This window comes from Leucogemmata humicola (genome assembly GCF_055379415.1).
Genome location: NZ_AP040875.1, coordinates 90,917 through 115,798, shown reverse-complemented (window position 1 = coordinate 115,798; position 24,882 = coordinate 90,917). Strand labels below are relative to the sequence as shown.

At 61.8% G+C, this 24,882-nt stretch carries 18 protein-coding genes; 3 read left to right on the top strand and 15 right to left on the bottom strand.

Annotated features, from left to right (window positions below):
• Positions 1-8: 8 nt before the first annotated feature.
• From AC6H4Z_RS00540 to AC6H4Z_RS00505, 8 genes are all read right to left on the bottom strand, one after another.
• Positions 9-434: a MaoC family dehydratase gene (locus AC6H4Z_RS00540; protein WP_497544774.1), complete on the bottom strand. Its 426-nt coding sequence runs from the start codon at positions 432-434 to the stop codon at positions 9-11.
• Between the two features lie 73 nt (positions 435-507).
• Complete coding sequence (locus tag AC6H4Z_RS00535; protein ID WP_497544773.1) at positions 508-1,857, bottom strand: Ig-like domain-containing protein; 1,350 nt, start codon at positions 1,855-1,857, stop codon at positions 508-510.
• Positions 1,854-2,750, bottom strand: a complete 897-nt coding sequence (locus AC6H4Z_RS00530; RefSeq protein ID WP_497544772.1) for a hypothetical protein — start codon at positions 2,748-2,750, stop codon at positions 1,854-1,856. Before AC6H4Z_RS00530 ends, AC6H4Z_RS00535 begins: the two co-directional genes overlap by 4 nt.
• A 179-nt stretch (positions 2,751-2,929) precedes the next feature.
• Positions 2,930-5,152, bottom strand: coding sequence for a S9 family peptidase (locus AC6H4Z_RS00525; RefSeq protein WP_497544771.1), 2,223 nt, complete (start codon positions 5,150-5,152; stop codon positions 2,930-2,932).
• An 84-nt stretch (positions 5,153-5,236) separates the two neighbouring features.
• Positions 5,237-6,502, bottom strand: coding sequence for a Gfo/Idh/MocA family protein (locus AC6H4Z_RS00520; RefSeq protein WP_497544770.1), 1,266 nt, complete (start codon positions 6,500-6,502; stop codon positions 5,237-5,239).
• On the bottom strand, positions 6,499-7,155 hold the full coding sequence (locus AC6H4Z_RS00515; RefSeq protein ID WP_497544769.1) for a gluconate 2-dehydrogenase subunit 3 family protein: 657 nt from the start codon (positions 7,153-7,155) through the stop codon (positions 6,499-6,501). Before AC6H4Z_RS00515 ends, AC6H4Z_RS00520 begins: the two co-directional genes overlap by 4 nt.
• Positions 7,152-8,834, bottom strand: coding sequence for a GMC family oxidoreductase (locus tag AC6H4Z_RS00510; protein WP_497544768.1), 1,683 nt, complete (start codon positions 8,832-8,834; stop codon positions 7,152-7,154). Before AC6H4Z_RS00510 ends, AC6H4Z_RS00515 begins: the two co-directional genes overlap by 4 nt.
• Before the next feature lie 7 nt (positions 8,835-8,841).
• Positions 8,842-9,696, bottom strand: a complete 855-nt coding sequence (locus AC6H4Z_RS00505; RefSeq protein WP_497544767.1) for a sugar phosphate isomerase/epimerase family protein — start codon at positions 9,694-9,696, stop codon at positions 8,842-8,844.
• Positions 9,697-9,800: 104 nt separating this feature from the next.
• On the opposite strand from AC6H4Z_RS00505, the gene AC6H4Z_RS00500 reads away from it, so the two are divergent.
• Together AC6H4Z_RS00500 and AC6H4Z_RS00495 are read left to right on the top strand one after the other, a co-directional pair.
• Positions 9,801-11,456 carry a beta-N-acetylhexosaminidase gene (locus AC6H4Z_RS00500; RefSeq protein ID WP_497544766.1) on the top strand — a complete coding sequence of 552 codons (1,656 nt, stop codon included), beginning with the start codon at positions 9,801-9,803 and terminating at the stop codon, positions 11,454-11,456.
• 9 nt (positions 11,457-11,465) lie between these two features.
• The gene (locus AC6H4Z_RS00495) at positions 11,466-12,251 is read left to right on the top strand and encodes a DUF1028 domain-containing protein (protein ID WP_497544765.1); all 786 of its coding nucleotides are present in this window, start codon (positions 11,466-11,468) and stop codon (positions 12,249-12,251) included.
• 64 nt (positions 12,252-12,315) lie between these two features.
• Here the strand turns inward: AC6H4Z_RS00495 and AC6H4Z_RS00490 are convergent, their stop codons facing one another.
• The 5 genes from AC6H4Z_RS00490 to AC6H4Z_RS00470 form a co-directional block, all read right to left on the bottom strand.
• Positions 12,316-13,764 carry an aminopeptidase P family protein gene (locus AC6H4Z_RS00490; protein WP_497544764.1) on the bottom strand — a complete coding sequence of 483 codons (1,449 nt, stop codon included), beginning with the start codon at positions 13,762-13,764 and terminating at the stop codon, positions 12,316-12,318.
• A 7-nt stretch (positions 13,765-13,771) separates the two neighbouring features.
• Entirely contained in the window at positions 13,772-17,140 is a 3,369-nt protein-coding gene (locus tag AC6H4Z_RS00485) for an amidohydrolase family protein (RefSeq protein WP_497544763.1), read from the bottom strand.
• A 198-nt stretch (positions 17,141-17,338) separates the two neighbouring features.
• On the bottom strand, positions 17,339-20,185 hold the full coding sequence (locus tag AC6H4Z_RS00480; protein ID WP_497544762.1) for a M16 family metallopeptidase: 2,847 nt from the start codon (positions 20,183-20,185) through the stop codon (positions 17,339-17,341).
• A gap of 208 nt (positions 20,186-20,393) precedes the next feature.
• Positions 20,394-20,999: a YdeI/OmpD-associated family protein gene (locus tag AC6H4Z_RS00475; RefSeq protein ID WP_497544761.1), complete on the bottom strand. Its 606-nt coding sequence runs from the start codon at positions 20,997-20,999 to the stop codon at positions 20,394-20,396.
• A 6-nt stretch (positions 21,000-21,005) separates the two neighbouring features.
• Positions 21,006-21,542 carry a gluconokinase gene (locus AC6H4Z_RS00470; protein ID WP_497544760.1) on the bottom strand — a complete coding sequence of 179 codons (537 nt, stop codon included), beginning with the start codon at positions 21,540-21,542 and terminating at the stop codon, positions 21,006-21,008.
• A gap of 129 nt (positions 21,543-21,671) precedes the next feature.
• On the opposite strand from AC6H4Z_RS00470, the gene AC6H4Z_RS00465 reads away from it, so the two are divergent.
• The gene (locus AC6H4Z_RS00465; RefSeq protein ID WP_497544759.1) at positions 21,672-23,501 is read left to right on the top strand and encodes a glycoside hydrolase family 15 protein; all 1,830 of its coding nucleotides are present in this window, start codon (positions 21,672-21,674) and stop codon (positions 23,499-23,501) included.
• Here AC6H4Z_RS00465 and AC6H4Z_RS00460 read toward each other — a convergent pair.
• Positions 23,442-23,990, bottom strand: a complete 549-nt coding sequence (locus tag AC6H4Z_RS00460; RefSeq protein WP_497544758.1) for a DinB family protein — start codon at positions 23,988-23,990, stop codon at positions 23,442-23,444. The genes AC6H4Z_RS00465 and AC6H4Z_RS00460 overlap by 60 nt on opposite strands.
• A 24-nt stretch (positions 23,991-24,014) precedes the next feature.
• Entirely contained in the window at positions 24,015-24,881 is an 867-nt protein-coding gene (locus tag AC6H4Z_RS00455) for an N-acyl homoserine lactonase family protein (RefSeq protein WP_497544757.1), read from the bottom strand.
• Between the last annotated feature and the right edge of the window lies 1 nt (position 24,882).

The following is a 24,882-nucleotide window of genomic DNA, read 5'->3' as shown; positions in this document are numbered from 1 at the left end:
GACTGTCGTCAAGTCGCTATCGGCTCAGACGAAAAGGTGTAGCACCACGCCTCTCCCTCGAGCACGACCTCGCCGGTCTGACGCGTCACGCGAATCGCGAGCTGTGTCACCGGCTTCGTCGCATGCACGCTCATCACCTCTGCCGCTGCAGTAATCGTGTCGTCGATGTACACGGGCGCGGTGAACTTCCAGTTCTGACTGAGAAAAACCGTGCCCGGCCCAGGCATGTCCATGGCGACGAGCGCGTGAAGCAAGCCGGTCGTCAGTCCGCCCTGTACGACGAGTCGCCCGAACTTCGTCCCGGCGGTGAAAGCTTCGTCGAAGTGCAGCGGATTGTAGTCGCCCGTCAACTGGGCAAACGTCGCGACGTGCGCCGCGGTGAGCGTCAAACTCCGTTCGGCGCGCTGGCCGACGTTCAGCTTCGAGGCAGACATGCGCGGAAGTTACCGGCGCCCGCCTCGGCCCGCGAGCGCCCGATTATCGAGCGCCGCGGTTATGAGCTACGGACTACGGCACTCGCACGAATACGTCGTGATTCACCGGCGTTGCCATCGTCTGTCCAGATGGCGCAATACCGAGTGCGAGAACGCTCATGCCGGTCGTGGACGGGTTGATGAACGGTGCGTCGGTTGCGTCAGGATTCCACGAGTAGGACCAAGACCATACGGCACCTCCGGCCTGATCGGTCGACTGAGTTCCGGCGGTTGCTTGCCCGACGCGGCGCCACGGCCCGATCGATCCAGCACGCACCCAGAACTCCACTGCGGTAAACGGCGATCCACCGGCCGCGAGTGTGCCCAATGCTTGCGCCGTGAGCACCAACGTCGACCTCGAACCTTGCGACGTGTCATCGCGACGAATCGTGTCGGGCACGGCCGATTGCACGAGCGCCCACGACGCGTTCGTCGAGGTCGAGTCGTACACTCGAACGTCAGCAGTCGCGCGTTTGGATGTATCAGCGGTCGACGTTGCCGTAACCGTGGCAAAACCGCGCGACACACCAGTCACGACGCCCGCATTGCTCACGGTCGCGACTGCGGCGTTCGACGAAACCCACCCGACTGTCGACGAACTCGTTCCGGCCGGCTGAATCGTCGGCGTGAGCGTGAACGCCTGACCCAAGTTGTGAAGGCTGGCCGTCGGCTGCAGCGCCACACCGGTGACCGGAGACGCCGAGTACTGCCAGTTCACAGTCACCGGCCCCTCGGCGGATTTGATCACGAACGCGAACACACGACTCGGGAAATTCGTTGGTACCGTGAGACGCAAGGTGCCGGTTGCACCGGCGGCCACCGAGCCTGACGTCGGACTGATCGTGCATTGCGCGCCACAGCGCGTGAACGCGGTATCGACGCTCGCGATGCTCCAATCGAGCGATCCAATTCCCGCATTGTACACGGAGAACTGCGTTGTCGTGATCGTGTTCGTCTTCGCCGTATCGGGAGCGACGAGCAGAATCGGATGTGTCGCGGTGACTTTGAGGATGAGACTGAGGACGTCGGACGTGATGAGCTGCGTCATCGTTCCAGACAACACGCTGACGCGCGTATTGCTGAGCACTTCGGCGGCGAACGTCGTGTTGCCGGGCGGGAACGCCAGCTGGAGCGTTGCGGTCGTGTTGTACCGCGAGAGATGACGACCAATCGGAATCCGATCGCCATTTTCGGCGGTGATTTTGAGGTCGATGCTGTCAAGAATCGAGACCCACGGCCCCGAGGGAATCGACGATACGGACCGCGATTCATTCGCGAGCAGGAGTGTTGGCCGCACGCTTGGCTGGACGCCGCCGTTCTCGGTCGACGAACACGCGGCGAGCGCGAGCGCGCCGAGCAGTCGAGTAATACGTGTGGTCGTCATAGTGGCAACGTCACGACGACGACGGCCTTCACCGGCGGTGGCGGCGGCGGGCCTTTGCGCGGCCAGAACTTGTACGTCGCATAGCTCGCTGCACCAATACCAACCGTTCCGATCGTGATCTTCTTCCACGGAAGTGCACGCACCGTGGCGAACGACGGATGCGGAATCGGCGGATGCGGAATCGACGAAACCTTGAAAGGATTCTTCCACACATCATTCGAGTGGAAGTGGATCTCGTCGAGCCCCGCGGTTTGTACGACCACAGGTTGCAGCGGCTGTCCCGGACCAAACGTGAATGATTGGCCAGCAGCGACCGTTCCCGATCGCAGCGTCACGAGACCGTCTTGAACGGTGACAATTCCTCTGCGCGCGACTGAGTCAACGAGCACCGTGAACGCGCTGCCCACGTTGCTGATCTGTTCGTCGAGCGCACGAACCTGCAACTGGCCAGAACGCCACTGCACGATCGCCGCACCATTCTTCACGACGAGAATGAAGCGCTCGGGTGCGTTGGCTCCGCGACCGACTGTGTCCTTCTTGAACTCGTACGATCCGTTGCCTGCCGCAGGAACGCGGCTCGCAATGTGGCGACCGACATCGGAGCCCGGGCAGCGCCCGAGGTCTGGTGCGAGCACGAAGGTGCCACGGCCTATCGTTCCGTCGACACGCACGCGCACGTCGGTGCGTCGCATCACGACGATGCGATCGTTCGTGAAAATCGCCGAGTCTCGCGGCCAGAGCCGCTCGGTTTTTTGCGTTCCGATGCGCGAGAACGACTGCGGGTCGGCGGGCACGTGCCGTGAGACGATGCACGTTCCCTGGGCTTCGACGCCGCGAACATCGTCGACTCGCGCGAGTGCGATACCCTGACTCGCCGCGAGCGACGGAACCAAGCAGAGCGCGAAACAAACGCGCGCGTGTATTCGATTGATGGTGGAGCTCCGACAGGATGGGCGGTCTTTCCAACGACCTTCAACCTGCCCGTCGGCGGGGCACTAAGCTGTGACACGCCTCACGCAAACCGATTTACAGGTTCACGTGAGGCGTGTTTGGGCTGCCAAGCGAAGAAACGTTACGGAACCGTCGGCGGCGTGTTCTTGATTTCGTATTCCTTCGGCGGCTCGGCGCCGAGCAGGTATCTCACGAAGTAGTCCCAACGACGGCGCATCATGTAGTTCGACATGTCACCGTAGCCGTGCGGCTGATTCGGCAGCATGAGCAGATCGAAATCCTTGTTCGCCTTGATCAGCGCGTCGGCAACGAGGAGCGTGTTGTACGGCGGCACGTTGTTGTCCATCGTGCCGTGCGCGAGCAACAGATGGCCCTTGAGATTCTTAGCCATCGACTGATTCGCTTCGATGTCGTAGCTGTCGGTACCGTCGGCGTTCTTCGTGAGAAGACCCTGGTAGCGCTCACCCCAATCATCTTCATACTGACGCTGGTCGTGATTGCCCGACTCGGCGATGCCGACCTTGAAGAAGTCTGGGAAGCGGAACATGGCATCAGCGGTGATGAATCCGCCGCCCGAGTGGCCCCACATCGCGGCCTTGTCGATGTCGATGCCCGAGTACTGCTTCGCCAAGTCCTTCATCGCGGCAACTTGGTCGGGGACCGTGTTGTCGCGTCCCATCTTTCCGTAATAGTAGTCGTGGAACGACTTCGAGCGACCCGGCGTGCCGCGACCATCGATCGACACGACGATGAAGCCCAACTCGGCCAACGCCTGCTTGTCGCCGCGCGCGGCGGAGAATGAGCGAGCGCCAACGCTGCCGCTCTGCGGACCAGGGTACGCGTTGTTGATGATCGGATACTTTTTGTTCGGATCAAAATTCGTCGGACGGAACATCATTCCGTAGAGATCCGTCTTGCCGTCGGCCGCCTTGGCCTTGATCGGAATCGGCGGTTTCCAGCCAGTTGCAACCAGCTTCGAGATGTCGGCCTTCTCGAGCGCAACGACGAGCTTGCCGTCCGCGTCACGGAGTCCGACCTGCGGCGCGACGTCAGGGCGCGAGTACGTGTCGACGAGATACTTCCCGTCGGGCGACAGCTGCACTGCGTGATCACCATCGTCCGGCGTCAGCGAAACCTGCGCGCCGGCGTCGAGACCGATCCGATAGAAGTGCGAGAAGTACGGATCCTGACCCTTCTCGCGACCACTCGCCGCATACCAGATCGTACGAGTCTTCTCATCAATGCGGTTGATCTGCGTCACCGGACCTTCGCCCGTCGTGATCTGGCGCTTCACCTTGCCCGAGTTGAGGTCGTACAGATAGAGCTGACCCCAATCGTCGCGCTGCGAATACCAGATGACTTCGTTCGTCGGCCAGAGTACGCGCCAACCGGTGCGCGACTCGAACTGCGTCGGCACGGTCTCTTCAAATACGGTGCGCACCGCGCCAGTCGCAGCGTCGGCAACGCGGAAGATCGCGTTCTTGTGGTCGCGACCCGTCGACACGAGCGCCAACTTCGAGCCGTCGGGGCTCCAGTTGTAGTCGGCCATCGTGATGTTGTCGCCGATCGTCGCCCGATGGAACTCGGGCGGCAGTTGGAGCCGCGTCACTTTGCCGGCGTCGACGTCGATGATGACGCGCTGCAGCATTGCAACGACCGAGTCACCCGGCAGCGGATACTTCCACGCCTTGAGCGTCGGATGTCCGACCTTGGTCTCGACGAGGAACATGTCGCCGACTTTGCGCTCGTCCTGTTGCGAGGTCGCAATCTTCTTCGAGTCTGGCGACCACAGCAGTATCGCGCGATCACTGCTCGCCCATCCGGCGTTGTCTGTCGCGTAGCCGAAATCCTTTTCGCCGTCCTTCGTCAGCTGGCGTTCCTGGCCACTCGCGACATCACGGACCCAGAGATTCCAGTCGCGAATGAACGCGGCCTTCGTTCCGTCGGGCGACATCACCGCGTTGCCCGCAGCGCCGCCACGTCCACCGCCGCCACCTCGGCCGCCGCGACCGCCGCCGCGACCACCACGACCGGCGGCATCAGCATCCGCCGCCGAGGGCACGCCTGGACAGTTGGAGCGGGTCGCGTCGCAAACGACGCGTGAGCGCTTCGCCGGATCGACGAGCACGAACTCCGCGTTGCCGGAGCCGGTGCGGTACCACATCCGGCCGTCGGGCAGCCAGTTGGCCGCAACGTTTCCGCCAACCACCAGGTTGGCGAGCGACGGTGCGAGCATTTTGGCCGCCTTGTCGTAATCGGCGGTGGTCAGGGCACGCTGAGCTTGCTGCGCGCCGGCGGGTGCGAACGCGACCGCGGTCGCGAGTGAGAGGACGAGTCGCTTCATGAGGAGCCTGTGGGGAGCTGGTTCGATCGCGAGGATCGCGAACCGGACCTCTGAAATTGTCCGGCGCACAGGCCTGGGGCAACCCTATCGCGGCTGCCAGCTCCCCTTGGCCACCGCCGGCACGAACTTGTCCAACCCTCGCGGCGGAAACTCGAGCGTTTTCCCCTGCTCGGCGCTCTGGTATGCCGTCATGAGGATCTTCACAACGTCGAGTCCGTCGTCGAACGTGAGGCGTGGCGTCTCTTTGCCCAGGAACGCGCGAACGAAGTGGCGATCCTCTGCTTCGTAGCCGTATGCCGCGGCCTCGTTGGCGACGACCGGCATCAAACCGATTTCGGCGTTCTGCTTCTCGACGAGATCTTCGCCCGCCTTACCCCGCACGGCCCGTGAGAAGAACAGCTTCAACCCGCTATCCAGGGAGTTCCACGCCATCGAGTACTCCGGCCCCAGCAGCTCGGCCGAGAGTCGCAATCCCGCGCCAACGAAACTCCACGAGGTCGAGGCCTCGCCGATCACAGTGTGTCCGTCATCCGTCTCGAACTCGATCGTGAGGCTCGCGAAATCCTCGGAGGGACGCTTGGTGTAGTCGACTTCCTTACCGAAAGTCTTCGACAGCTGCTTCGCGTATTCCGGCCGCGACCACTTCAGACTCGCGATGTGCGCCGTGATTCGCGTTGGGCGAACGGTCGACGACGCCGCGCCTGGCTTCGTGAGCAAATGCCGAACGACGAGCGCCGAGTGGCACATCATGTCGTTGAGTACACCGCCGCCTTGCAGCGCGCCCTGCCAGAACCACGGCATGTGCGGGCCGCTGTGCTCCTCGGCGGCGCGCGCCAGATACGGCCGGCCCGTCGTCGCTGCGCCACGTGCCCATAGCAACTCGCGCCCTGTCTCGACCTGTGGGGCGAAGAGTTGGTTCTCGAGATATCCGTGCGCAATTCCAACGCGCTTCACCAATTCGGTAACGCGCTTTGCTTCAGCAACGTTTCGCGCAAGCGGCTTTTCGCAGGCAATGCCCTTGAGCGTTCCCTTCCCGCTCTCGATCGCATGGACAATCTCTTCGACGTTCTCGATGCGCGCCTGGTTCGGACCGGTCAACCAGATCGCGTCGATCGCTGGATCGGCGACCATGTCGGAAATCGAGGAATACGCCTTAGCATTGCCGACGTCGAGATTGCGCGCCAACTCGGCGGCCGACGACGCGTTCTTTTTGTTCGGGCTCCAGACGCCGAGCACGTCGGCGTCGCGCACGGCGCGGAACGCTTGAAGATGGAAGCGCGCGTTGAAGCCGCTGCCGACGAAGGCGACGCCAAGTCGCTGTGATGGTTCGGTTGTCTTCTTGCCGCTCATTTCGCTTCGGGACTCACGCGGGTTTGCATCAGATCGTAGGAGACGCCGAGCTTGTCGAGCGCCGGTTGCGGACAGCCGTCGTAGCCAGGGTTGGCAACGTTGCCAATGTATTGAAGATCCTTCCAGCCGATCGCGCTCGAAAAGAAGCCCGATGCGGTCATGTCGCGAAAGCGATTGAAGAACGTGACGCCGTAACTCATTCCCGGCTTCGCCTTCTGTGGATAGGCGATGTCGTCGAGCACCTGACGTCGCTGTGCGTCGCTGGAGCCAATGAATGTCTTGTTGAAACGCTTATGACACTCCGTATCGAGCCAGCCGAGTCCACCGCGAATCGCAATCTGCGTGTTGACGTTCGCATCCTTCTCGGCGAGCAGAAAGTCCATGTACTCCGGGACCTTCGCGTCCGTCGCGCTGCCAGAATGCTCATCACGCGGAATGATGTAGTCCACGAGCATCCGCACCGTCGACCATTCGTGGGCTGTGAAGAACTTCGGCGCAGCAGGTGCCTGCGCGTCGATTCCAGGAAGCACGGCCGCTGCAAAGGCCGCTTGTGGTGCGCCGAGTGCGGCGGCGACTGGAACCGTACCGAGAACCTTGAGCGCTTCGCGCCGCGAAACGCCGCCTTCCGTCTTCCCGCTCCCCTCGTCGCTCATAGTGCTCCCGCCTTTCGCTGTTCCGCGATGTAGTCGCTCGTGCGCCACGACAGCGCGAGGATCGTCCACGTTGGATTCTTGTCAGCCTGCGACACGAACGGACTGCCGTCGCTCACGAACAGATTCTTCACGTCGTGCGCCTGACAATTCGAATTCACGACGGACGTCTTGGGATCACTGCCCATACGCGCGCCGCCCAGTTCGTGAATGATTGTTCCGCCGTCAGCGAGTCCATAGTTGCGCTCCTTCGACGGCATCGGCGACGTCGGAGTTCCACCCATCGCGACGATCAGCGAGCGGAAAGTCTCCTGCATGTGCTTCGCCTGATTGATCTCATAGTCGGAGAACTTCCAGTGGAAGCGCAGCACGGGAATGCCGAACCGATCGACGACGTTCGGATCAAGCTCGCAGTACGAATCCTCATTCGGAATCATCTCGCCACGACCGTCGAATCCGATCGACGCTCCGTAGTACTTGCGATAGTCGGCCTTGAGTTGCTTGCCGTAGCCGCCGCCATTCTGACGTTGAATGCCGCCGCCGAAGCCGGACCCCGGCTGTCCCGTGCCGCCATACACTTCGATGTGATAGCCACGCGGGAAGTCGAGCTTCTTGTTGTCGAGCCACCACGGCATGTACACGTGCATTCCGCCAACACCGTCGTGATTGTGCGGAATGTGGTCTTCCATCATCGGGATATGGCCCGACACGCCAGCGCCCGTCGTGTCGGTGAGATACTTCCCAACGACGCCGCTCGAGTTCGCGAGTCCGTTGGCGAACTGGTTCGACTTTGAGTTGAGGAGAATGCGCGCCGTCTCCATCGCGCTCGCCGCGAGCACCACGACCTTGGCGCGCACATGCTCGTCGGCGCCGGTGTTCTTGTCGATGTACGACACGCCCGTCGCCAGACCATCCGGTCCGATCGTGACCTCGCGCGCCATCGCATTTGTCAGCAGCGTCAACTTCCCTGTCTGCAGCGCCGGCGCGATGAGCACGTCGGGGCTCGAGAAATTCGCTTTCACCTGACAGCCGCGATTGCACTGGCCGCAGTAGTGACAGGCCTGGCGCCCCGGCAGCGGCTTCGTGATCACGGACAACCGCGCAGGGATGCACGTGATGTTCAGTTTGTCCGACGCCTTCTTTACGAGCAACTCGTGACAGCGCGGCTTCGGCGGCGGCGTGAAGATGCCGTCAGGATGATTGCGCAGCCCTTCGTTCGATCCGTAGAGCCCGATGAAGCGATCGATGTTGTCGTAGTACGGCTTCACATCGTCGTAGCCGATCGGCCAATCGTCGCCCAGGCCGTCGATGCTCTTGCCGCGAAAGTCGTCCGGACCAAAGCGCAGCGAGATGCGTCCCCAGTGATTCGTGCGGCCGCCAAGCATGCGGGCGCGCCACCAACTGAACTGCGTCCCAGGCGCTTTGGTGTACGGCTCACCGTCGATCTCCCAGCCGCCGTCGCACGCGTCGAATTCGCCGAACGGACGCCCATGAATCGATGCACCGCGATGCGGCGTCGCCCAGTTCGGCGTCATCATCTTCGAATCGCGACTCGCGAACCAGCTCGGTCCGGCCTCGAGCATCACAACACGGGCACCGGCCTTGGTCAACACGTAGGCGGCCATGCCGCCTCCGGCCCCGGAGCCAACGATACAGACGTCGTAGACAGTGCGTTGCGGCATGTGAAAACTAGTATTCGAGATTGGAAAGATATTTGTAGCTGGCCGCGGCAGACGCGATCGGATCCGTTGCGTCGTCGCGCTCAACGAAGTAGTGCTCGATTCCCTTCGTGCGTCCAAAGATTGTCTTGAAGTCGATCATCCCAGTGCCGACGTCGGCCATCTTGAGATCCGGCGCAGGCGTCGAGTCCTTGGCGTGAAACATCTTGAAGCGCCCAGGATACGCCGCAACGAGCGCCAGCGGATCGGCGCCGCCATTCACCGCCCAGTAGATGTCCATTTCGTACGACACGAGTGACGGATCGGTCTCCTTCATCAGGATGTCGATCGGCAGCACGTCACCCGTCTTACGTACAATGTCGTTGTGATTGTGGAAGGCAAAGCGGAACCCCGCAGCCTTGCACGCCGCGGCGGCCTTGTTGAACCGGTCGGCCACGCCCTTCCAATCCTCAGCCGTCACCTTGGGACCGCGCGGCAGCGACGGCACGGTAATCCACTGGTGCCCCACCGTCTTGGCGTCCGTGAAGGTCTGAGCGGCATTCGTTTCGATTGCTTCGATGGCGATGTGCGCCGACGGCGCCGTCAATCCGTTCTGATCGAGCATCGCACGAACCGCAGTCGCGGGATGATTGTAGTACCCCGCGAACTCGATCTCCTTGTAGCCGATCTTCGCAAGCTGGGTCAGCGTACCCGAAAGATCCGTCTGGGCTTGGCGACGCGCCGTGTACAACTGAATACCAATGCGCGACAGCTTGCTCCGTCGCTCGAGCGCGGGCACGAGCGCTCCAAGCGACTGACCGCCATACGCGAGGCCGAGCGTCGCACCACCGAGTGTCGCGAGAAACGAGCGTCGATTCTGAGACATTCCACGTGGGGAAAAGACACGATTAACATGGCGTGCCGCGCTCTGGACCGCTACGTGTGGCGCACGCCGTGACGCGTTGGTGGCGCAGCCGTATGTTGTTGTCCATGAAAACCGTTCTTACCTGTGTCGCCGCACTCGCGCTCCGAACCGTCGCACTCGGCGGGCAGACCAACGCGGCAACTGAGCCGTCGGTCATTCCGCGACCCGTGTCGATGACGCGCGGCACAGGCGTCTTTCGCCTCACCCCACAAACCGTGATCGTTGCCACACGCGCCGATTCGGCCGCGGCACGGCGACTCGCTCGCGACCTCGCACCTGCCACAGGTTTCGACCTCGCAGTGCGATTCAGCCCGACGTCGGCCGGCAATCGCATCGTCTTTCGTCGTACCGCACCACGCGACACGACGCTCGGCGCCGAAGGGTATCGACTTGACGTGAAGCCGGGTGTCGTGACGATCACATCCGCGGCTCCGGCGGGCGCGTTCTACGCGACACAGACGATTCGGCAGCTTCTTCCACCCGCTGTCTTCCGATCGGCCACCGTTGCCAACGAAAACTGGACCATTCCTGCCGTGGCAATCGTCGATCGACCGCGTTTCTCCTGGCGCGGCATGCACCTCGACGTGTCGCGGCACTTCATGCCAAAGGAGTTCGTGAAGAAGTACATCGACCTCCTGGCGCTGCACAAAATGAATTCCTTCCACTGGCATCTCACCGATGACCAGGGTTGGCGAATAGAGATCAAGAAGTATCCGCGTCTCACAGAGGTCGGAGCCTGGCGCAAGCAGACGCTCGTGGGACATGTGGGCGGCGACTCGTCGACGTGGGTGTACGACAAAAAGCCGCACGGCGGTTTCTACTCACAGGACGACGTCCGTGAAATCGTTGCCTATGCGCGAGAACGATTCGTTCGCATCGTTCCGGAAATCGAGATGCCCGGCCATTCGCAGGCGGCGATTGCCGCGTACCCGTGGCTCGGCAACTTCGGCGACACCGTGAGCGCGTGGGGCTCCTGGGGTGTGAGTCCATATATCCTCAACCCGTCCGACACCACGATTGCGTTCATGCAGGACGTATTGACGGAAGTGATGTCCCTCTTTCCCGGTGAGTTCATTCACGTTGGCGGCGATGAAGCGATTAAGCCGCAATGGAAAGCGAGTCCGCGTGCTCAAGCCCGCATGAAAGAGCTCGGTCTCAAGACCGAGGATGAACTCCAGAGCTGGTTCATCACCAAGATGGATGCGTTCATCACGTCCAAGGGGCGACGCATGGTCGGCTGGGACGAGATTCTCGAAGGCGGCTTGGCGCCGAACGCCGTTGTGATGTCGTGGCGCGGAACCGAAGGTGGAATCGCCGCGGCACGTGCCGGGCACGACGTTGTCATGACGCCGGGAAGCCACACATACTTCGACCACTATCAAACTCGAAACACGCAGTCCGAGCCGCTCGCGATCGGTGGTTTCTTGCCGCTCGATACCACGTACGCCTACGAACCCATTCCCGCCAACCTCGAGCCCGCGTTCGTCAAGCACATCCTCGGCACTCAGGGACAGGTGTGGACGGAATACATCGAAGGGCCCAAAGGCGTCGAGTACATGGCCTTTCCTCGCGTCGCCGCGCTCGCCGAAGTGCTGTGGACGCCCAAGGACCGGAAGAATTTCGCCGACTTCTCGGCGCGGCTCGCGCCGCACTTCGATCGACTGCAAGCGTTGGACGTCAATTTCCGTCGCCCCGACTCACAGCCACGTTCCATTCCCTGATCGAGATCCATGCGTCGAACAATCGCTTTCACCACGTGCTTCCTGCTCGTCGGCTCCGCACTTCTCGCACGGACACGTGCCGCGGCGAACGGCGACACGACATCGGCTGCGCCTCCGTGGGAAACTGGCACCTTCTCCATTCTCGGCTACGATCCACAGACCGGCGAAATCGGCGGAGCGGTGCAGTCACGCGTGTTCTCCGTTGGCAACGGCGTGCTGTGGGCCGAAGCCGGTGTCGGCGCCGCGGCGACGCAGGCGGTCGTCGACGTGAGCTACGGACCCCAGGCGATTGAACTGTTGAAACAGGGCCACACACCTGAGCAGATCGTCAAGGAAGTGTGGGCGCGCGACCCGGATGCTCGAAAGGATTGGCCGAAGGAGGGTCGTCAGTTCGCGGTCATCGACGCCAAGGGCAACGTCTTCGCCTACACCGGCCCCAAGGCGCCCGACTCCGCGAGCCACAAATTCTGCACGGCGCCGAACGCCAAGTGCACTGCCCAGGGAAACACGCTTGCGCATCCAGCCGTCGTCGACAGCATGGTCGCATTCTTCGAGCGCACGCCGGGACACTTGTCTTTCCGACTACTGGCTGCACTAGAAGGCGGCCAACTCGCTGGCGGCGACCATCGCGGCCAACAGTCAGCCGCGATGGTAATCGTGAAGAAGGACGCCGGCGTTTGGCTGCACAACGATACTGTGCTTCGTCTTCAGGTCGACGACAACCCGGAACCGATCAAGGAGCTGCGCCGTCTCGTCGAGAAGGCGGCGACGGAACGAACTCCCCGTCGCCGCTGACCGATCGTTGTCGCCGTTCGACATCTTTCCCAGAGACCAGGGACCAGGGACCTGAGACCTCTCGTTACGGCACCACCCTCGCCCGCTTCTTCATCAGCGCTTCGATCTCCGGAATTTCGCGCGGCGCGGTGCTGAGGCGTTCGAGGCCCGTTTCCGTGATCAGATAATCGTCCTCGATGCGAACGCCGGTGTTCTCGTACTTCGCGACGATCGGCTTCACCTTCGCAATGAACGCGCGATTCTTCGGAGTGTCCGGGAGCGCATCAAGCATCCGGGCGCTCACATAGATCCCTGGCTCGATTGTGAACACGTCGCCCGGCTTGTACGTGCGATCGCCGTACGAGAACTGCGCCGGGTCGTGCACCGCGAGCCCGAGCCCGTGACTGATGCCGTGAATCATCCAGAACATCGCCTGCTTGCACGATGCCGGCTGACGTTCACAGTTCGCCTGCCAGGGTGGATCGAACGACGCGTCTTCGCTCTCGACGAGTCCAAGTGCCGCCAATCCTTTCGCACGCACTGCGACGGATGAGTCCTGCGCCGCCGACGCGAGCTTGCCGGGCTTCGAGTTACGCTCCGCCGCCGCCTGCGCATCGCGCACCAGTTGGTAGATCTTCTTCTGCTCAGGCGTGAACGTCCCGCTGATTGGCAGCGTGCGCGTGATGTCCGCGGCGTAGCCCTCGTACTCCGTCGCCGCGTCGATCACGACGACATCGCCCGGCTTCGTCGCGCCGCGATCCTTCATGTAGTGCAGTTGCGTTCCGTTCTGGCCCGAGCCGACGATCGACCCGTACGCCGGCCGCTGTCCGCCCAGCTTCATGAACGTGTATTCGAGTGCAGCCTGCAACTCGTACTCATGCTGCGGCAACGGCGCGAGCATCGCTGCTCGATGGCCTTCTGAGCTGATCTCCGCCGCCTTTCGCAACAGCGCGATTTCCGTGGAGCTCTTCCTCGCACGCAACTGATCGACCATACCGTGCGCGTCTTTCACGACCAGACCCGCGTGCTTCGCTGCAACGGCCTTCGCGAATACTTTGCCGCGCGTCAGTGAATCGACGCGCGCAAAATCCGCGTCTTCGAAGTCGTCGAGCGTGTACAGCGGCAGCTTCGTCTGCAGCACAGAGTCCACAAATGCGCCCAACGCCCCGAACGACCGTCCATTCACGTTGTGGTCTTTGCGAACTGCCGCCGAGTCGGGCCGCCAACCGTAGTAGAAGGCACGACGTGGATCGGCGGGAGTTACAAACAGTGTCGACGTCGGCACGCCCTTGTGCACGACCATCACGAACGCCGCATCCGGCTCGTCGAAGTTCGTGAGATAGTGAAACGCCGGAAGCTGATGGAACGGCCCGAAGTCGGTGATCGGCGTGCGTCCACCGAATGCGACGACGACTCCGCTATCGATTCGCTTTGCGAGTGAGTCGCGACGAGCAGCGAATTCCTTTTCGGGCACCTGCTGCGCGGCGAGCCCGCCTGCCGCGCAGACTGCAATGATGATCGCGCGCTTCAACATGATCGGCTCACGGAGTCTCGTTGTTGTTTGCCTTCACAGGCGTGCCGCCTTCGGCTTCCTGCCAATAGAACGGACCCGCCTTCTTCTGGCGCGGCCACACTTCATCGAGCGTGCTACCGTCGTACAGACGACCATTCTTCATCACGTACTTGATCGATTTCGTGTTACGAATGTTCTCGAGAGGATTCTTGTCGAGCACCACGAGGTCGGCCTGTTTTCCATTCTCGAGCGACCCGACTTCCTTGGCCAGCCCGAGCGCATCCGCGCCAATGATCGTGGCGACGCGCAACACGTCGTGCGGTGTCATGCCACCCATTGCGACCGACCACATCTCCCAGTGATACCCAAGGCCCTGCAGCTGGCCGTGTGATCCAATACCTGCACGACCGCCTGCCGCGACGAAGTTCTTCATGTCTTCGCCAACAACCTTCATGACATACTGATTGTCGGCGAACCAACCCGCCTGGCCGCCGTTTGGTGCCGGGTTGTTGGTTCCGCCACGACGGAACAGCTTTGCATCGAGATCGTTCCACGGCGTGAAGCGCTTGAGCTTGTCTTCCTTGAACGGCTCTTCGTGCTCGTACCAATAGTTCTCCGACCATGGGCCGCCGTACGCAACGAGCAGCGTCGGCGTATAACTGATTCCAGACTCCACGAGCAGCTTGATCACGTCCGACTGCAGCGGATACGTCGGAATAGTGTGTTCATGACCACTATATCCGTCGATCGCCTCGGTGATGTTCATTGGATAGTCGAGACCACCTTCAGTCGTCGGCATGAGCTTGAGCTCATTCGCCGCCTGAATGATCCACTGACGAACCTCACGATTTCCCGCCTCGTACTGCTTGATCGTCTTCGTGTCGTAATAGTCGCTGTAACGCTTGAGCACTTTGCGCGCGGTCTCGAGATCGCGAACACCGGAGTACGAGAACACACCGGGGCCGGTCGAATAGATGCGTGGCCCAAGCACGTTGCCGGCCCGCACTTCGTCTTCGTACGAGAGCACGTCAGTCTGACCCGTCTGTGGATCGCGCGCCGTCGTCACGCCGTACGCGAGATTCGCCGCGTAGCTCCACTGCACATCGCGGTGAATGTTCGACGCCACGCGCAAATGCGCATGCGTGTCGACAAAGCCCGGCATGATCGTCTTGCCCGCAACGTCGATCGCGTGCGCGCCGCTGGGAATCTTCACGCTGCCGCGCTTGCCGATCGCCGTGATACGATTGTCCGTCACCACGATGTCGGCGTTCTCGATCACCTCGGCGCCCTTCATCGTGATCACGCGCGCACCGCGCAGCACTGACACGCTCTTCGGAATGTCGCGCGTTGCCGTGATGCGAATTCGCGTTTCGTTCGGATGATACTGTGGACCATTCGCCCGGCCACGGCCGCCGCGACCAGCCGTTGAATCGCCACGCGTCGCTCGGCGAACCGAATCATCGAACGCGCGCGACGCGGCGAGATCGTACACGACGTGCGCGTTGCCGATCGACCAGTGCACGTGCTTGCCATCCACACTCCACACCGGGAACTGAGCGCCAATGTCCGTGAGCTTGTGATTCGGGAACGTCGACGTTTCGCCAACGGTGATCTGCGGTGCCGCTCCGCCGAGCCACGGAATCGACATCGTGTACAGATCCATCGACGACGACTGCGCTAGCGCCTGCGAACCGTCGGGCGAGATCAGGACGCCCGTGATGTTACCGCCACCGCCGCCGCCACGACCACCGCCCTCAGCGACGCGAAGCAGCGAACGAACATCAGTACCGTCCCAGCGCATGGAGAACAGGCCACGAGCTGCGCTGAATCCGAAGATGCGCGACGTATCGCGCGTCGAGAATTGTGGCTGATCCATTCCACCAGCCGGCGCGATGAACACGGCGTCACCGCCGCTTGCCGGAAACCACACGACATCTTCGGTGCCGTTCGGCGTTCCTTGCGCGAGCGCGAGATTGAACGCACGCGCCGGACCGCGAACCGCGACAATGCGCGTTCCGCTCGGCGAGAAGGTTGGATGCTGCCAGTATGACGACGTCGTCGTGAGTTTCTGCGGCTGACCCGAGCCATCAGCGCGAGTCTTGTAGACGTGCCCACCGTCAGCACCATCCCACGTCGAGTACGTAAGCCACTGACCGTCTGCACTCCACGATGGTTCGTACTCACCGAGAGTTGAGTTGGTCACGCGACGCGGCGTGCCGTTCGGATAGTCCATCGTGTACAAGCGATCGAGCGCGACGAACGCGAGCTTACGACCGTCCGGTGACGGCGTTGCGTCGCGGATCTGCTTGATCACGAACGTCGATGAATCTGGAATCGCGTAGTCGAAGCGAACCGCGGGACCCATCGGCTGCACGACGTCCGCCTCGAACGGAATCTCGACCGGCTTTCCGCCCGGCACCGGCACCTTCCACAGCTTGCCGTCCCAGGTGGTGATGACCCACTTGGAGTCCGGCGTGAATGCCATCCCTGGCAGCACGTCGAGCGACGCCGCCGATTCCTGATCGTCGCGCTGGATTGGATAGACGAGCCACTTCTCTTCGCCCGTTTTCAGATCGCGAATGCGCAGACGCGTCTCGTCGATGTAGCGGGTGCCGTACACGAGCCACTTATTGTCGGGCGACAGGACGGGCCGGAACGCCGAGCCCCAGCGCGACTCGCGCGTCGTCGTCTGACCGGATTCGCGGTCATACACGGCGAGCGTGTAGTCCTGCAGCGGCGTGTTGTACATGAAGCCGCCGCGACGTTGCGCAAACCACACGTACCGCGGATCTCCGCCAAATGCTGCCCCCATTTGTCGAAGGGCGTCTGCCGCTCCTGCACCGCCGCGTCCACCAGCCGCTGGCGCGGCGGCATCCGGGCGCACGAGCTCTTCGCCCGTTCCGCCTTCGATGTCATAGATAAAAAGTCGGGTGCCCTTCGTCGCGATGACGTACTTGCCGTCGGGCGTAAACGTCGGCGAGTAGTATCGGTTCGTCTTGCCTGTCGTGAGCTGGACGGTGTCTCGCTTGTCGACGGACATGACGTACAGGTTGTAGCCGCCATCGCGATCGCTGACGAACACCACCTTCTTGCCGTCGGGCGAGAAGCGAGGCTGCGCGTCGAAGGCCATGCCGCGCGTGATCGCCGTCGCCTTTCCACCAGCGATCGGCATCGTATAGATGTCGCCGAGGAGGTCGAAGACGAGCGTCTGGCCATCGTGGCTTACGTCGACTGACATCCAGTGCCCGACGCGCGTCGTCGTGGTCATCGTACGCGTGGGCTTGAGCGGCAACCCTTCCTGCATTGGGTCGCGCGGACCACCGCCAGCGCCACGCTGCGCAAGCGCGACGGATGCGGTCAGACTGAGGACAAGAGGGAGGGTGCGGAGCAATCGCATGGAAGACTCGCTGCGGCGGGGAATCGGCAGTGCGGGAGGTACCGAAAGTCTCGCCGCAAACTCGGCAAAAGGCAAAACGCCTCTTGTAAGAAATCGCGTCTGACGGCTAGCCATGCCAAGAAATTGAGCAATGGAAGCAAAAAAGCCGGGCGCCCAGTCATCGGGCGCCCGGCTTGTTAGGTCATTCCCCGGCCGAAGCTACGGCGTGGTCTTTCCGTTCTCCGGTAGCAGCACGAACCGCGCGTAGTTGGTCGTGTCGAAATACTTCTTCGCCGCCTCTTGGATCAGCGCAGGCGTCAGGTTCTTGATCATCGCGTCATAGGCGCCAAGCAAACCCGTAATGTCCTCGCCCGACTGCGTACGTCCCATGATGTTGCCAAGCCAGAAGTTGTTTTGCTTGACTTCCACCTCGTGGGCGCGCGTCAGCTCTTCCTTCACTTTGTTGACGTCGGCCTGCGTCGGGCCCTGCGTCTTGAGCGAATCGATCAGCGCGAAGACGCTCTTCGAGAGCTTCTCCACGTTTTCCGGCGCAGAATTGAACTGTACTTCGATCGAGTACTCCTGTCGCGGCACTCGGCTGCAGCCGCCGCTCGCGCTCGGACTGTATACGCCGCCGAGCTGCTCGCGCAGCGATTCATTCAGCTTGATCTGGAACAGTTCGATCATCGCGCGCATGGCAAACCGCGTTTCTGGTGCGTACACACAGGAGCCGGTGAAGTCGATGATCGTGTTCGCCTTGGGCTCCACGCCCTTGTGTACGACTCGTTCCACAACGCCCTTGGGCGCCGTACCGCCGTTATCCTTGAACGCCTCTTTCCGATTGGTCGATGGAAGCGACGCGAGATACTTCTCGACGAGCGGCTTGAGCGACGTCGTGTCGATGTTGCCGACGAAGACGAAGGTAAAATCACTCGCGTCGGAGAAGCGATCTTTATAGAAGGCGAAAGCCTTTTCCGGACTCACCTCGGCGAACGTTGCCGCCGTGAGCGGACGTGATCGGAAATTGTGCTGCGACATCGTCACGCTGACGGTGTCCGAGAACACCTCATCTGGATCGACGCCGCGATTCGCGAGATATGGTGCGACCTGATTCTTCAGCGCCTCGAAGGCTGGCAGATCGAGCCGCGGCGCGGTGAAGTCGAGGTAGATCAACTGGAACATCGTCTCGATGTCCTTCGGCGATGCGCGACCACTCAGACCTTCCGTGGTCTCTCCGATCGTTGCGCTGGCCGACGCCACTTTGCCCGTCAGCTTCTTTTGCAGGTCGATAAGGTTGAACTGTCCGAGTCCGCCGCGCGCAACGATCTGCGACGCGAGGCTCGCCGACATGTAGTCAGCATCGGACGACAACGACGATCCGCCCGGACTGTACGCACCGAACAGCACTTCATCAGCCTTGTAGTCCGTCGGCTTCACCAGCACGCGGGCGCCATTCGACAGCGTCCACTCAGTCACGTTCACCGCCGGAATCGATCGGCCGCTCGTGATCTTTCCGGCGGGACGAACGTTGGCCAGCAGCGCTTCGGTCGAGAGGTTCTCGGTGTACGCGGCCACCGGTGCCTTGCCGGCTCGCTCGAACACCGCAAGCAACTCTGCCTGCGTCGGAATTTTCACGCCGTCCTTTTCTGGCGACTGCGCGATGATCACGCGATTGTCATCGGTGATCCAATTGCTCGCAAGCTTGTTGACATCAGCAAGCGTGATTGTCGGAACGAGCTGCTTCACGAGCTTGTACTCGTACTCGATGCCGGGAATCGCTTCGCCAGTCAGGTAGTTGTTGATGTACTCCTGTACGAACCCCGACGACTGCGTCTTGTCGCGCTCGGCGTACGCCCGCTCGTAACCACGAATCACGCTTTCCTTCTGGCGATCGAGCTCCGGCTGCAGAAATCCGAACTGGTCGACACGCTTCGCCTCGACGAGCAGCGCCTCGAGGCCACGATCGATGCCGCCATCTTTCACGCCTGCTCCGAGTGTGAACGCGTCAGTCGATCGGCCAATGAAGCTTCCCTTCGACGCACCAGCGCCAAGAAAGGGCGCGTCTGGCTTCTGCGAGATTTCGGCGAGTCGCGTATTCAGCATCGAGAGGTACAGACGCTCGGTGAGATCGCGCCGGTAGTCAGCCACCGTGCGAGTCTTTTCGACGGGAAGCTTGAACATCAGCTCGACGTCCGAGTTCGTCGCTTCCTTGTCGTGCCCGATCGCGATCAGCGGTGCTTTGTTCGTTGGCACCGTTGCGACCGGACGCGCCGGAGGATTCACCGGCTTCGGAATGCTGCCGAAGTGCTTTTTGATCTGCGCTTCGATCACCGCCGGATCGAAGTCGCCAACAGCGATAACGGCCTGCAGGTCGGGGCGATACCAGTTCTTGTAGAATGACCTAAGGCGCTCCGGAGTAGCCGACATGATGCTCGGCTCGTTGCCGATCGGCAGACGCTCGGCGTAGATCGAACCCTTGAGCGCGATCGGCAGCCACTGATGCAGCATACGGTCGCCGGCGCCTTTGCCGAGCCGCCACTCTTCGCGCACCACGCCGCGCTCGTTGGTGACCTCGGTCGAGTCGAAGACCTGGCCGTGCGCCCAGTCTTCGAGAATCGTGAATGCCTGCTCGACGATGCGAGCGGTGTCCGTGGGAACGGGGAGGATGTACACCGTCTCGTCGAACCCGGTGTAGGCGTTTAGGTCTGCGCCGAACCGTACACCAATGGACTGGAGGTACTTCACCAAATCGTTCTTAGCGAAGTGTGTCGTTCCATTGAACGCGGTGTGTTCAACGAAGTGTGCGAGGCCGAGCTGGTTGTCGGTCTCGAGCACCGAACCCGCGTTCACGACGAGTCGTAACTCGGCGCGCTTTTCGGGTTTGAGGTTCTTGCGTATGTAGTACCGAATGCCGTTCGGCAGTGTCCCGATCTTCACCTTCGAATCGACGGGCAGTGTGGCCGTCAACGGAATAGGCGCAGCCGAGGCCGTTGGCTTCGCGTTTTGCGCGACCGCCGGAACGGCAAGGGACAGGGACAGAGCAAACGGCAGAAAGCGTTTCGTCATAGAGAAGGCACCACCGAGGGGTAGGCGTGCAGGCAAGGCTAGAAGTATGAGAGAGCCTCGTGCCAGCGGCAACAAGACTTTATACGCCGCTCGAAACGATGCGTTTCCCTTTCAGAACGCTTTCATCCGCGGAAAGCCCGAGTTCGTCTAGGGTAGACTAAACCCTAAAGCCCAGATCCTAAATCGCTTACGGAAACGTGTGCGCGTATCAGTTGGCGAGCGGAGGAATTCGCTCGCCCTTCCGCGAACATTCGATGAGCGTGGCGAGTCGCCGCTCGCGAGTTTCCGCCTTCTTCGCACTCGTAACCCAGTGCGCGGTCGTGCGCTTGTACCAGGGTGCCTGCGCGTCGTAAAACGACCACGCCTTGCCAGCAGCCTTCAGCGCCGCAAGCGCGTCACCGTCGAGCGAAGCCGTCTCTCGCTCATATGAGTAGATGGCGGATCGCTTCTCGTCGCGTTTCGCGAAGGCAGCGAGTCCGCCCGGCCGCATGCGACCTGCTTCCGTGAGTTCGTTGACGCGCTTGATGTTCACCTTGCTCCAGATGCTGCGCGGCTTCCTCGGCGTAAAACGAATCGTGTAGCTCTCCTCATCTACACCGCGACGGATGCCGTCGATCCAACCCACGATCAGCACTTCGTCGAGCGCTTCCGGATACGTGATACTCGGTTTGCCCGACCCCTTTTTGTAGAACCCGACCAGCAACTCCGTCTCGGTTGCGTGATGTTTCTCGAGCCAGGCGTGAAACGCAGCCGGAGTTCGGAAGAACTTTGCTTTTGTTGGCGAACGGCGTGTTGGTCTCTTCGAGGTGCCCACGGCCGCTCACACCCTCAACGCATCGCGGACCGCGCGGACGATCTCGCTGACCGGCCGTGCACCGTCGACCCACGCTGCGTCCCGCGGCTTCTCGAGTGTCGTCAGCTGGCTGTCGAGCAACTCGGGCGGAAAGAAGTGTGTGCGTTCACGCAGTCGTTCGCGCAACACATCCGGGGCGACGTCGAGGTAGACATAGCGAACGGCGTCCGGTCCGATCCCGTTCGGAATGATTGCCTCGCGATACCGCTCCTTGAGCGCCGAGCAGGCGAGAACTGCGTGGGTATCTCGCCGCATGACGTCGGCGACGATGCCGTTCAACGTCGCGAGCCAAGGACCCCTGTCGTCGTCGGTCAGCGGATGTCCGGCGTGCATCTTCTCGATGCTCGCCGCCGAATGAAAGTCGTCGCCTTCGTAGAACGTCCAACACAACGCGTCGGCGAGCGCCTGGCCGACCGTCGTCTTGCCGGCGCCGGCCACACCCATCACGACGATGACGTGAATCCTGGTGTCGGTTTCGTCACTCACCGCTTCAACGTATCGCATTTCGACGCCGCCGGCTCGAACAAGGTCGGTGTGAATTCTGCGTAGTGGGAAAATTCTACGCGTAAGATGCGCGCGTTGACAGCTCAGCTAGGTATCGCCGCCACCGAGCGTACTCGATAACCCGGATCAATGCCCTCACGAATCGAAGACTACGCGCTCATCGGCGACTGTGAATCCGCCGCCCTGGTCTCACGTGACGGGTCGATCGAATGGCTCTGCTGGCCGCGCTTCGATTCGGGTGCGTGCTTCGCCGCGCTAATCGGCGGTCCAGAGAACGGCTATTGGAGCCTGGCACCGACCGATGCTAAGGCGAGAAACTCGCGCCGGTACCGCGGCGACACGCTGATTCTCGAGACCACCTTCGAGACTGATCGAGGTTCCGTACTGATCACCGACTTCATGCCAATGCACGACGATCGATCGAATCTCGTTCGCATCGTCACCGGACTGCGAGGCACAGTCGAGATGAAAACGGAGATTGTTCTGCGCTTCGACTATGGTGCGATCGTGCCGTGGGTGCGTCGCACAGGCGACGGTCGCATCTGCGCGACTGCCGGTCCGGATCTGATCATTCTCCAGTCGGACGTCGAGCTCGAAGGCGTCGATCTCACCACGATCGGAACGTTCACGGTAACCGAAGGCGAGCGCGTGTCGTTCGTGATGACGTGGGGACCATCCCACCTTGAAGCGCCGTCGTCAGCCGAGCCGCACGGTGCCCTCGCGGAAACGGACCGACGTTGGACTGAGTGGGCCAGCCGGTGCACCTACCGTGGCGAATGGCGCGACGCGGTGATCCGCTCGGTGATCGTCCTCAAGGCGCTCACCTTTCGTCCGACCGGTGGAATTGTTGCCGCGCCAACGACATCGTTGCCGGAACAAGTTGGGGGCGTGCGCAATTGGGACTACCGCTTCTGTTGGCTGCGCGACGCGACGCTCACGCTCCTCGCGCTGATGAACGCCGGATATTTTCACGAAGCGTCGGCGTGGCGCGATTGGCTCCTGCGCGCCGCCGCGGGAAGTCCGGATCAGGTTCAAATCATGTACGGCTTGAGCGGCGAACGGTACTTGCGAGAATGGGAGCTGCCGTGGCTCGCTGGTTATGAGAACTCTAAACCGGTGCGCGTCGGGAATGCCGCGCACGAGCAGTTGCAGCTCGACGTCTTCGGCGAAGTGCTCGACGCCCTCCATCAGGCTCGCGTGGGCGGGATTGCGGCGAGCGCCGACGCGTGGAATCTCGAACAGGCGCTCATCACCCAACTCGAGAAGATCTGGCATGAGCCGGATCAGGGAATTTGGGAGACACGCGGACGACCGCAGCATTTCACGCATTCGAAGGTGATGGCGTGGGTCGCGATGGATCGCGCGGTCAAGAGCGTCGAGCAGTTCGGACTCGAAGGGCCCGTCGATCACTGGCGTGATATACGCGATCAGATCCACGCCGAGGTGTGTGATCAGGCCTACAATCACGAGCTGGAGTCGTTCGTCCAGGCGTACGGTTCATCGCTCATCGATGCGGGCGGTTTGATCATTCCGCTCGTCGGTTTTCTTCCGATTGACGATCCACGCGTTCAGGGAACCATCGCGGCCATCGAAAAGAATCTCGTCGTCGATGGCTTCGTTCTTCGCTACGACACCGCCGCGACTGACGACGGACTGCCGGAGGGTGAAGGTGCCTTTCTCGCGTGTAGCTTCTGGCTTGCCGACAACTACGCGCTATCGGGACGACATGACGAAGCACGACGTCTCTTCGAACGCCTCCTGACGCTGCGCAACGATGTTGGGCTCCTCTCCGAAGAGTACGACCCACAACTCAAGCGTCAGGTTGGCAACTTCCCGCAAGCATTCTCGCATGTCGCGCTGCTGAGCACCGCTTTCAATCTGAGTGCCGGCACAAACGCGTCACACGCCGCGCTCGCCGAGGCTGGCCCCAACCTCCCGAATCTGCGCGGCGTGGCGTAGCTCGTGGCTCCCGATGAACGCGATCCACTCGTACCCGTTCAAGGGTCCGAATACGCGATGCGGCGCTGACACTTCGGCGAGTGCCAAGCCATCCGCATCGATGATGACCTGACGCAACGCCTCACGCTCGCGCTCGGCCGTCTGCCACGCTTCATCGGCAGAGAGCGACGACGTGGGATTCGTTCCCGCGCCGCTGACGAGTCGCGTCGAACGGTCGCGAACCTTCTCGATGTGTCGCTTGTTCACGACCGGCGCGGTATCCGTCTCAGCGCCAATCCCAGCCGCACGCCCTTCCGCGATCTTCTTCTTCAGCAGTCCTGCGATCGCAGCGTCGATCAGCGCGATGTGCTCAACGACTTCCGCGACGGACCATTCGTTCGCTGACGGCTTGGTCTCACGCTGGGCTGCCGGCACAGAGTCGACGGCAGCGCGGAGCTCCTGTCTCGCACTGGCAATGTGATCGAGTACTTCTTGGATGCGCGGCTGCATTGAGTTCGAGTGCGTGGGTCGTCGTCAGCGAATTCGCACGACGCCGTTACCCGGCGACGGAAAGCGCACGAAGACTTCGGGATCGTGCCCGGGAACGATGAGTCGCGGATCGGCAGCCAACGTCACCATTCGCGCCTGCGCACGCAGGTTCGACTCGGCGTCGAGTGTCTGCGCGATTGGCACGTGGCGCGCGAGGTTCTCGTACAGATACATGTTGTCGGACGCGATGACGACAGTTCCCGACGTCGTGTTCACGCCCGCAAACTGCGACGCGAAGGTGTGCTTGCCGCCGGTGTACACGGTAATTCCAGGGATGATCTCCTTCGCGTCGCCGTCGACGAGCATGACGCGCCCCTGACGCGCGATGTCGGCGAGAATTTTCGCATCGGCCGCATCGATCGTTCGATTCTTCGCCGTTCCAGACGAATCGAGGTAGTAATTGAATTCATCGCGCTGCAACCACACGCGCGCCTTGGGGAAGAGATCGATTCCGTCGGCGTGATCCCAGTGGATGTGCGAGATGATCACATCGGTCACATCCTCCGGCTTCACACCAAACTTTGCGACCGCCTCGCTCGGCGGCAGGAACTGCTCGGGCTTCCAACGCGTAACGAGATCTCCGCGGTGAAATCCAGCATCGACGAGCACGTTGCGGCCGTCGGGTCCCTTGAGCAACCACACCATCATCGCGATGTCGAGCCGCCGGCTCGTATCCGCGCCAGCGATCAGCCCCGACACTTTGAACGATGGGACCGTCGCGTATCGAATCGCGTAGACCTCGTACGTTGGAGCGGCCAGTCGCGGCGCTGCTGCTGCAATCGTCAGCGCGGCGCCGACGGTCGCGGCCAATGTCGCGATGCCAATCGCTCCGCGGCGAATACGACCTGTCATT

Excerpts from the sequence above, each read along its gene's own strand:
- AC6H4Z_RS00495 (WP_497544765.1), top strand. The coding sequence starts at position 11,466 with ATGCGTCGAACAATCGCTTTCACCACGTGCTTCCTGCTCGTCGGCTCC.
- AC6H4Z_RS00505 (WP_497544767.1), bottom strand. The coding sequence starts at position 9,696 with ATGTCTCAGAATCGACGCTCGTTTCTCGCGACACTCGGTGGTGCGACG.
- AC6H4Z_RS00465 (WP_497544759.1), top strand. The coding sequence starts at position 21,672 with ATGCCCTCACGAATCGAAGACTACGCGCTCATCGGCGACTGTGAATCC.
- AC6H4Z_RS00520 (WP_497544770.1), bottom strand. The coding sequence starts at position 6,502 with ATGAGCGGCAAGAAGACAACCGAACCATCACAGCGACTTGGCGTCGCC.
- AC6H4Z_RS00525 (WP_497544771.1), bottom strand. The coding sequence starts at position 5,152 with ATGAAGCGACTCGTCCTCTCACTCGCGACCGCGGTCGCGTTCGCACCC.
- AC6H4Z_RS00535 (WP_497544773.1), bottom strand. The coding sequence starts at position 1,857 with ATGACGACCACACGTATTACTCGACTGCTCGGCGCGCTCGCGCTCGCC.
- AC6H4Z_RS00480 (WP_497544762.1), bottom strand. The coding sequence starts at position 20,185 with ATGACGAAACGCTTTCTGCCGTTTGCTCTGTCCCTGTCCCTTGCCGTT.
- AC6H4Z_RS00490 (WP_497544764.1), bottom strand. The coding sequence starts at position 13,764 with ATGTTGAAGCGCGCGATCATCATTGCAGTCTGCGCGGCAGGCGGGCTC.
- AC6H4Z_RS00540 (WP_497544774.1), bottom strand. The coding sequence starts at position 434 with ATGTCTGCCTCGAAGCTGAACGTCGGCCAGCGCGCCGAACGGAGTTTG.
- AC6H4Z_RS00455 (WP_497544757.1), bottom strand. The coding sequence starts at position 24,881 with ATGACAGGTCGTATTCGCCGCGGAGCGATTGGCATCGCGACATTGGCC.
- AC6H4Z_RS00460 (WP_497544758.1), bottom strand. The coding sequence starts at position 23,990 with ATGCAGCCGCGCATCCAAGAAGTACTCGATCACATTGCCAGTGCGAGA.
- AC6H4Z_RS00500 (WP_497544766.1), top strand. The coding sequence starts at position 9,801 with ATGAAAACCGTTCTTACCTGTGTCGCCGCACTCGCGCTCCGAACCGTC.
- AC6H4Z_RS00485 (WP_497544763.1), bottom strand. The coding sequence starts at position 17,140 with ATGCGATTGCTCCGCACCCTCCCTCTTGTCCTCAGTCTGACCGCATCC.
- AC6H4Z_RS00510 (WP_497544768.1), bottom strand. The coding sequence starts at position 8,834 with ATGCCGCAACGCACTGTCTACGACGTCTGTATCGTTGGCTCCGGGGCC.
- AC6H4Z_RS00470 (WP_497544760.1), bottom strand. The coding sequence starts at position 21,542 with ATGCGATACGTTGAAGCGGTGAGTGACGAAACCGACACCAGGATTCAC.
- AC6H4Z_RS00515 (WP_497544769.1), bottom strand. The coding sequence starts at position 7,155 with ATGAGCGACGAGGGGAGCGGGAAGACGGAAGGCGGCGTTTCGCGGCGC.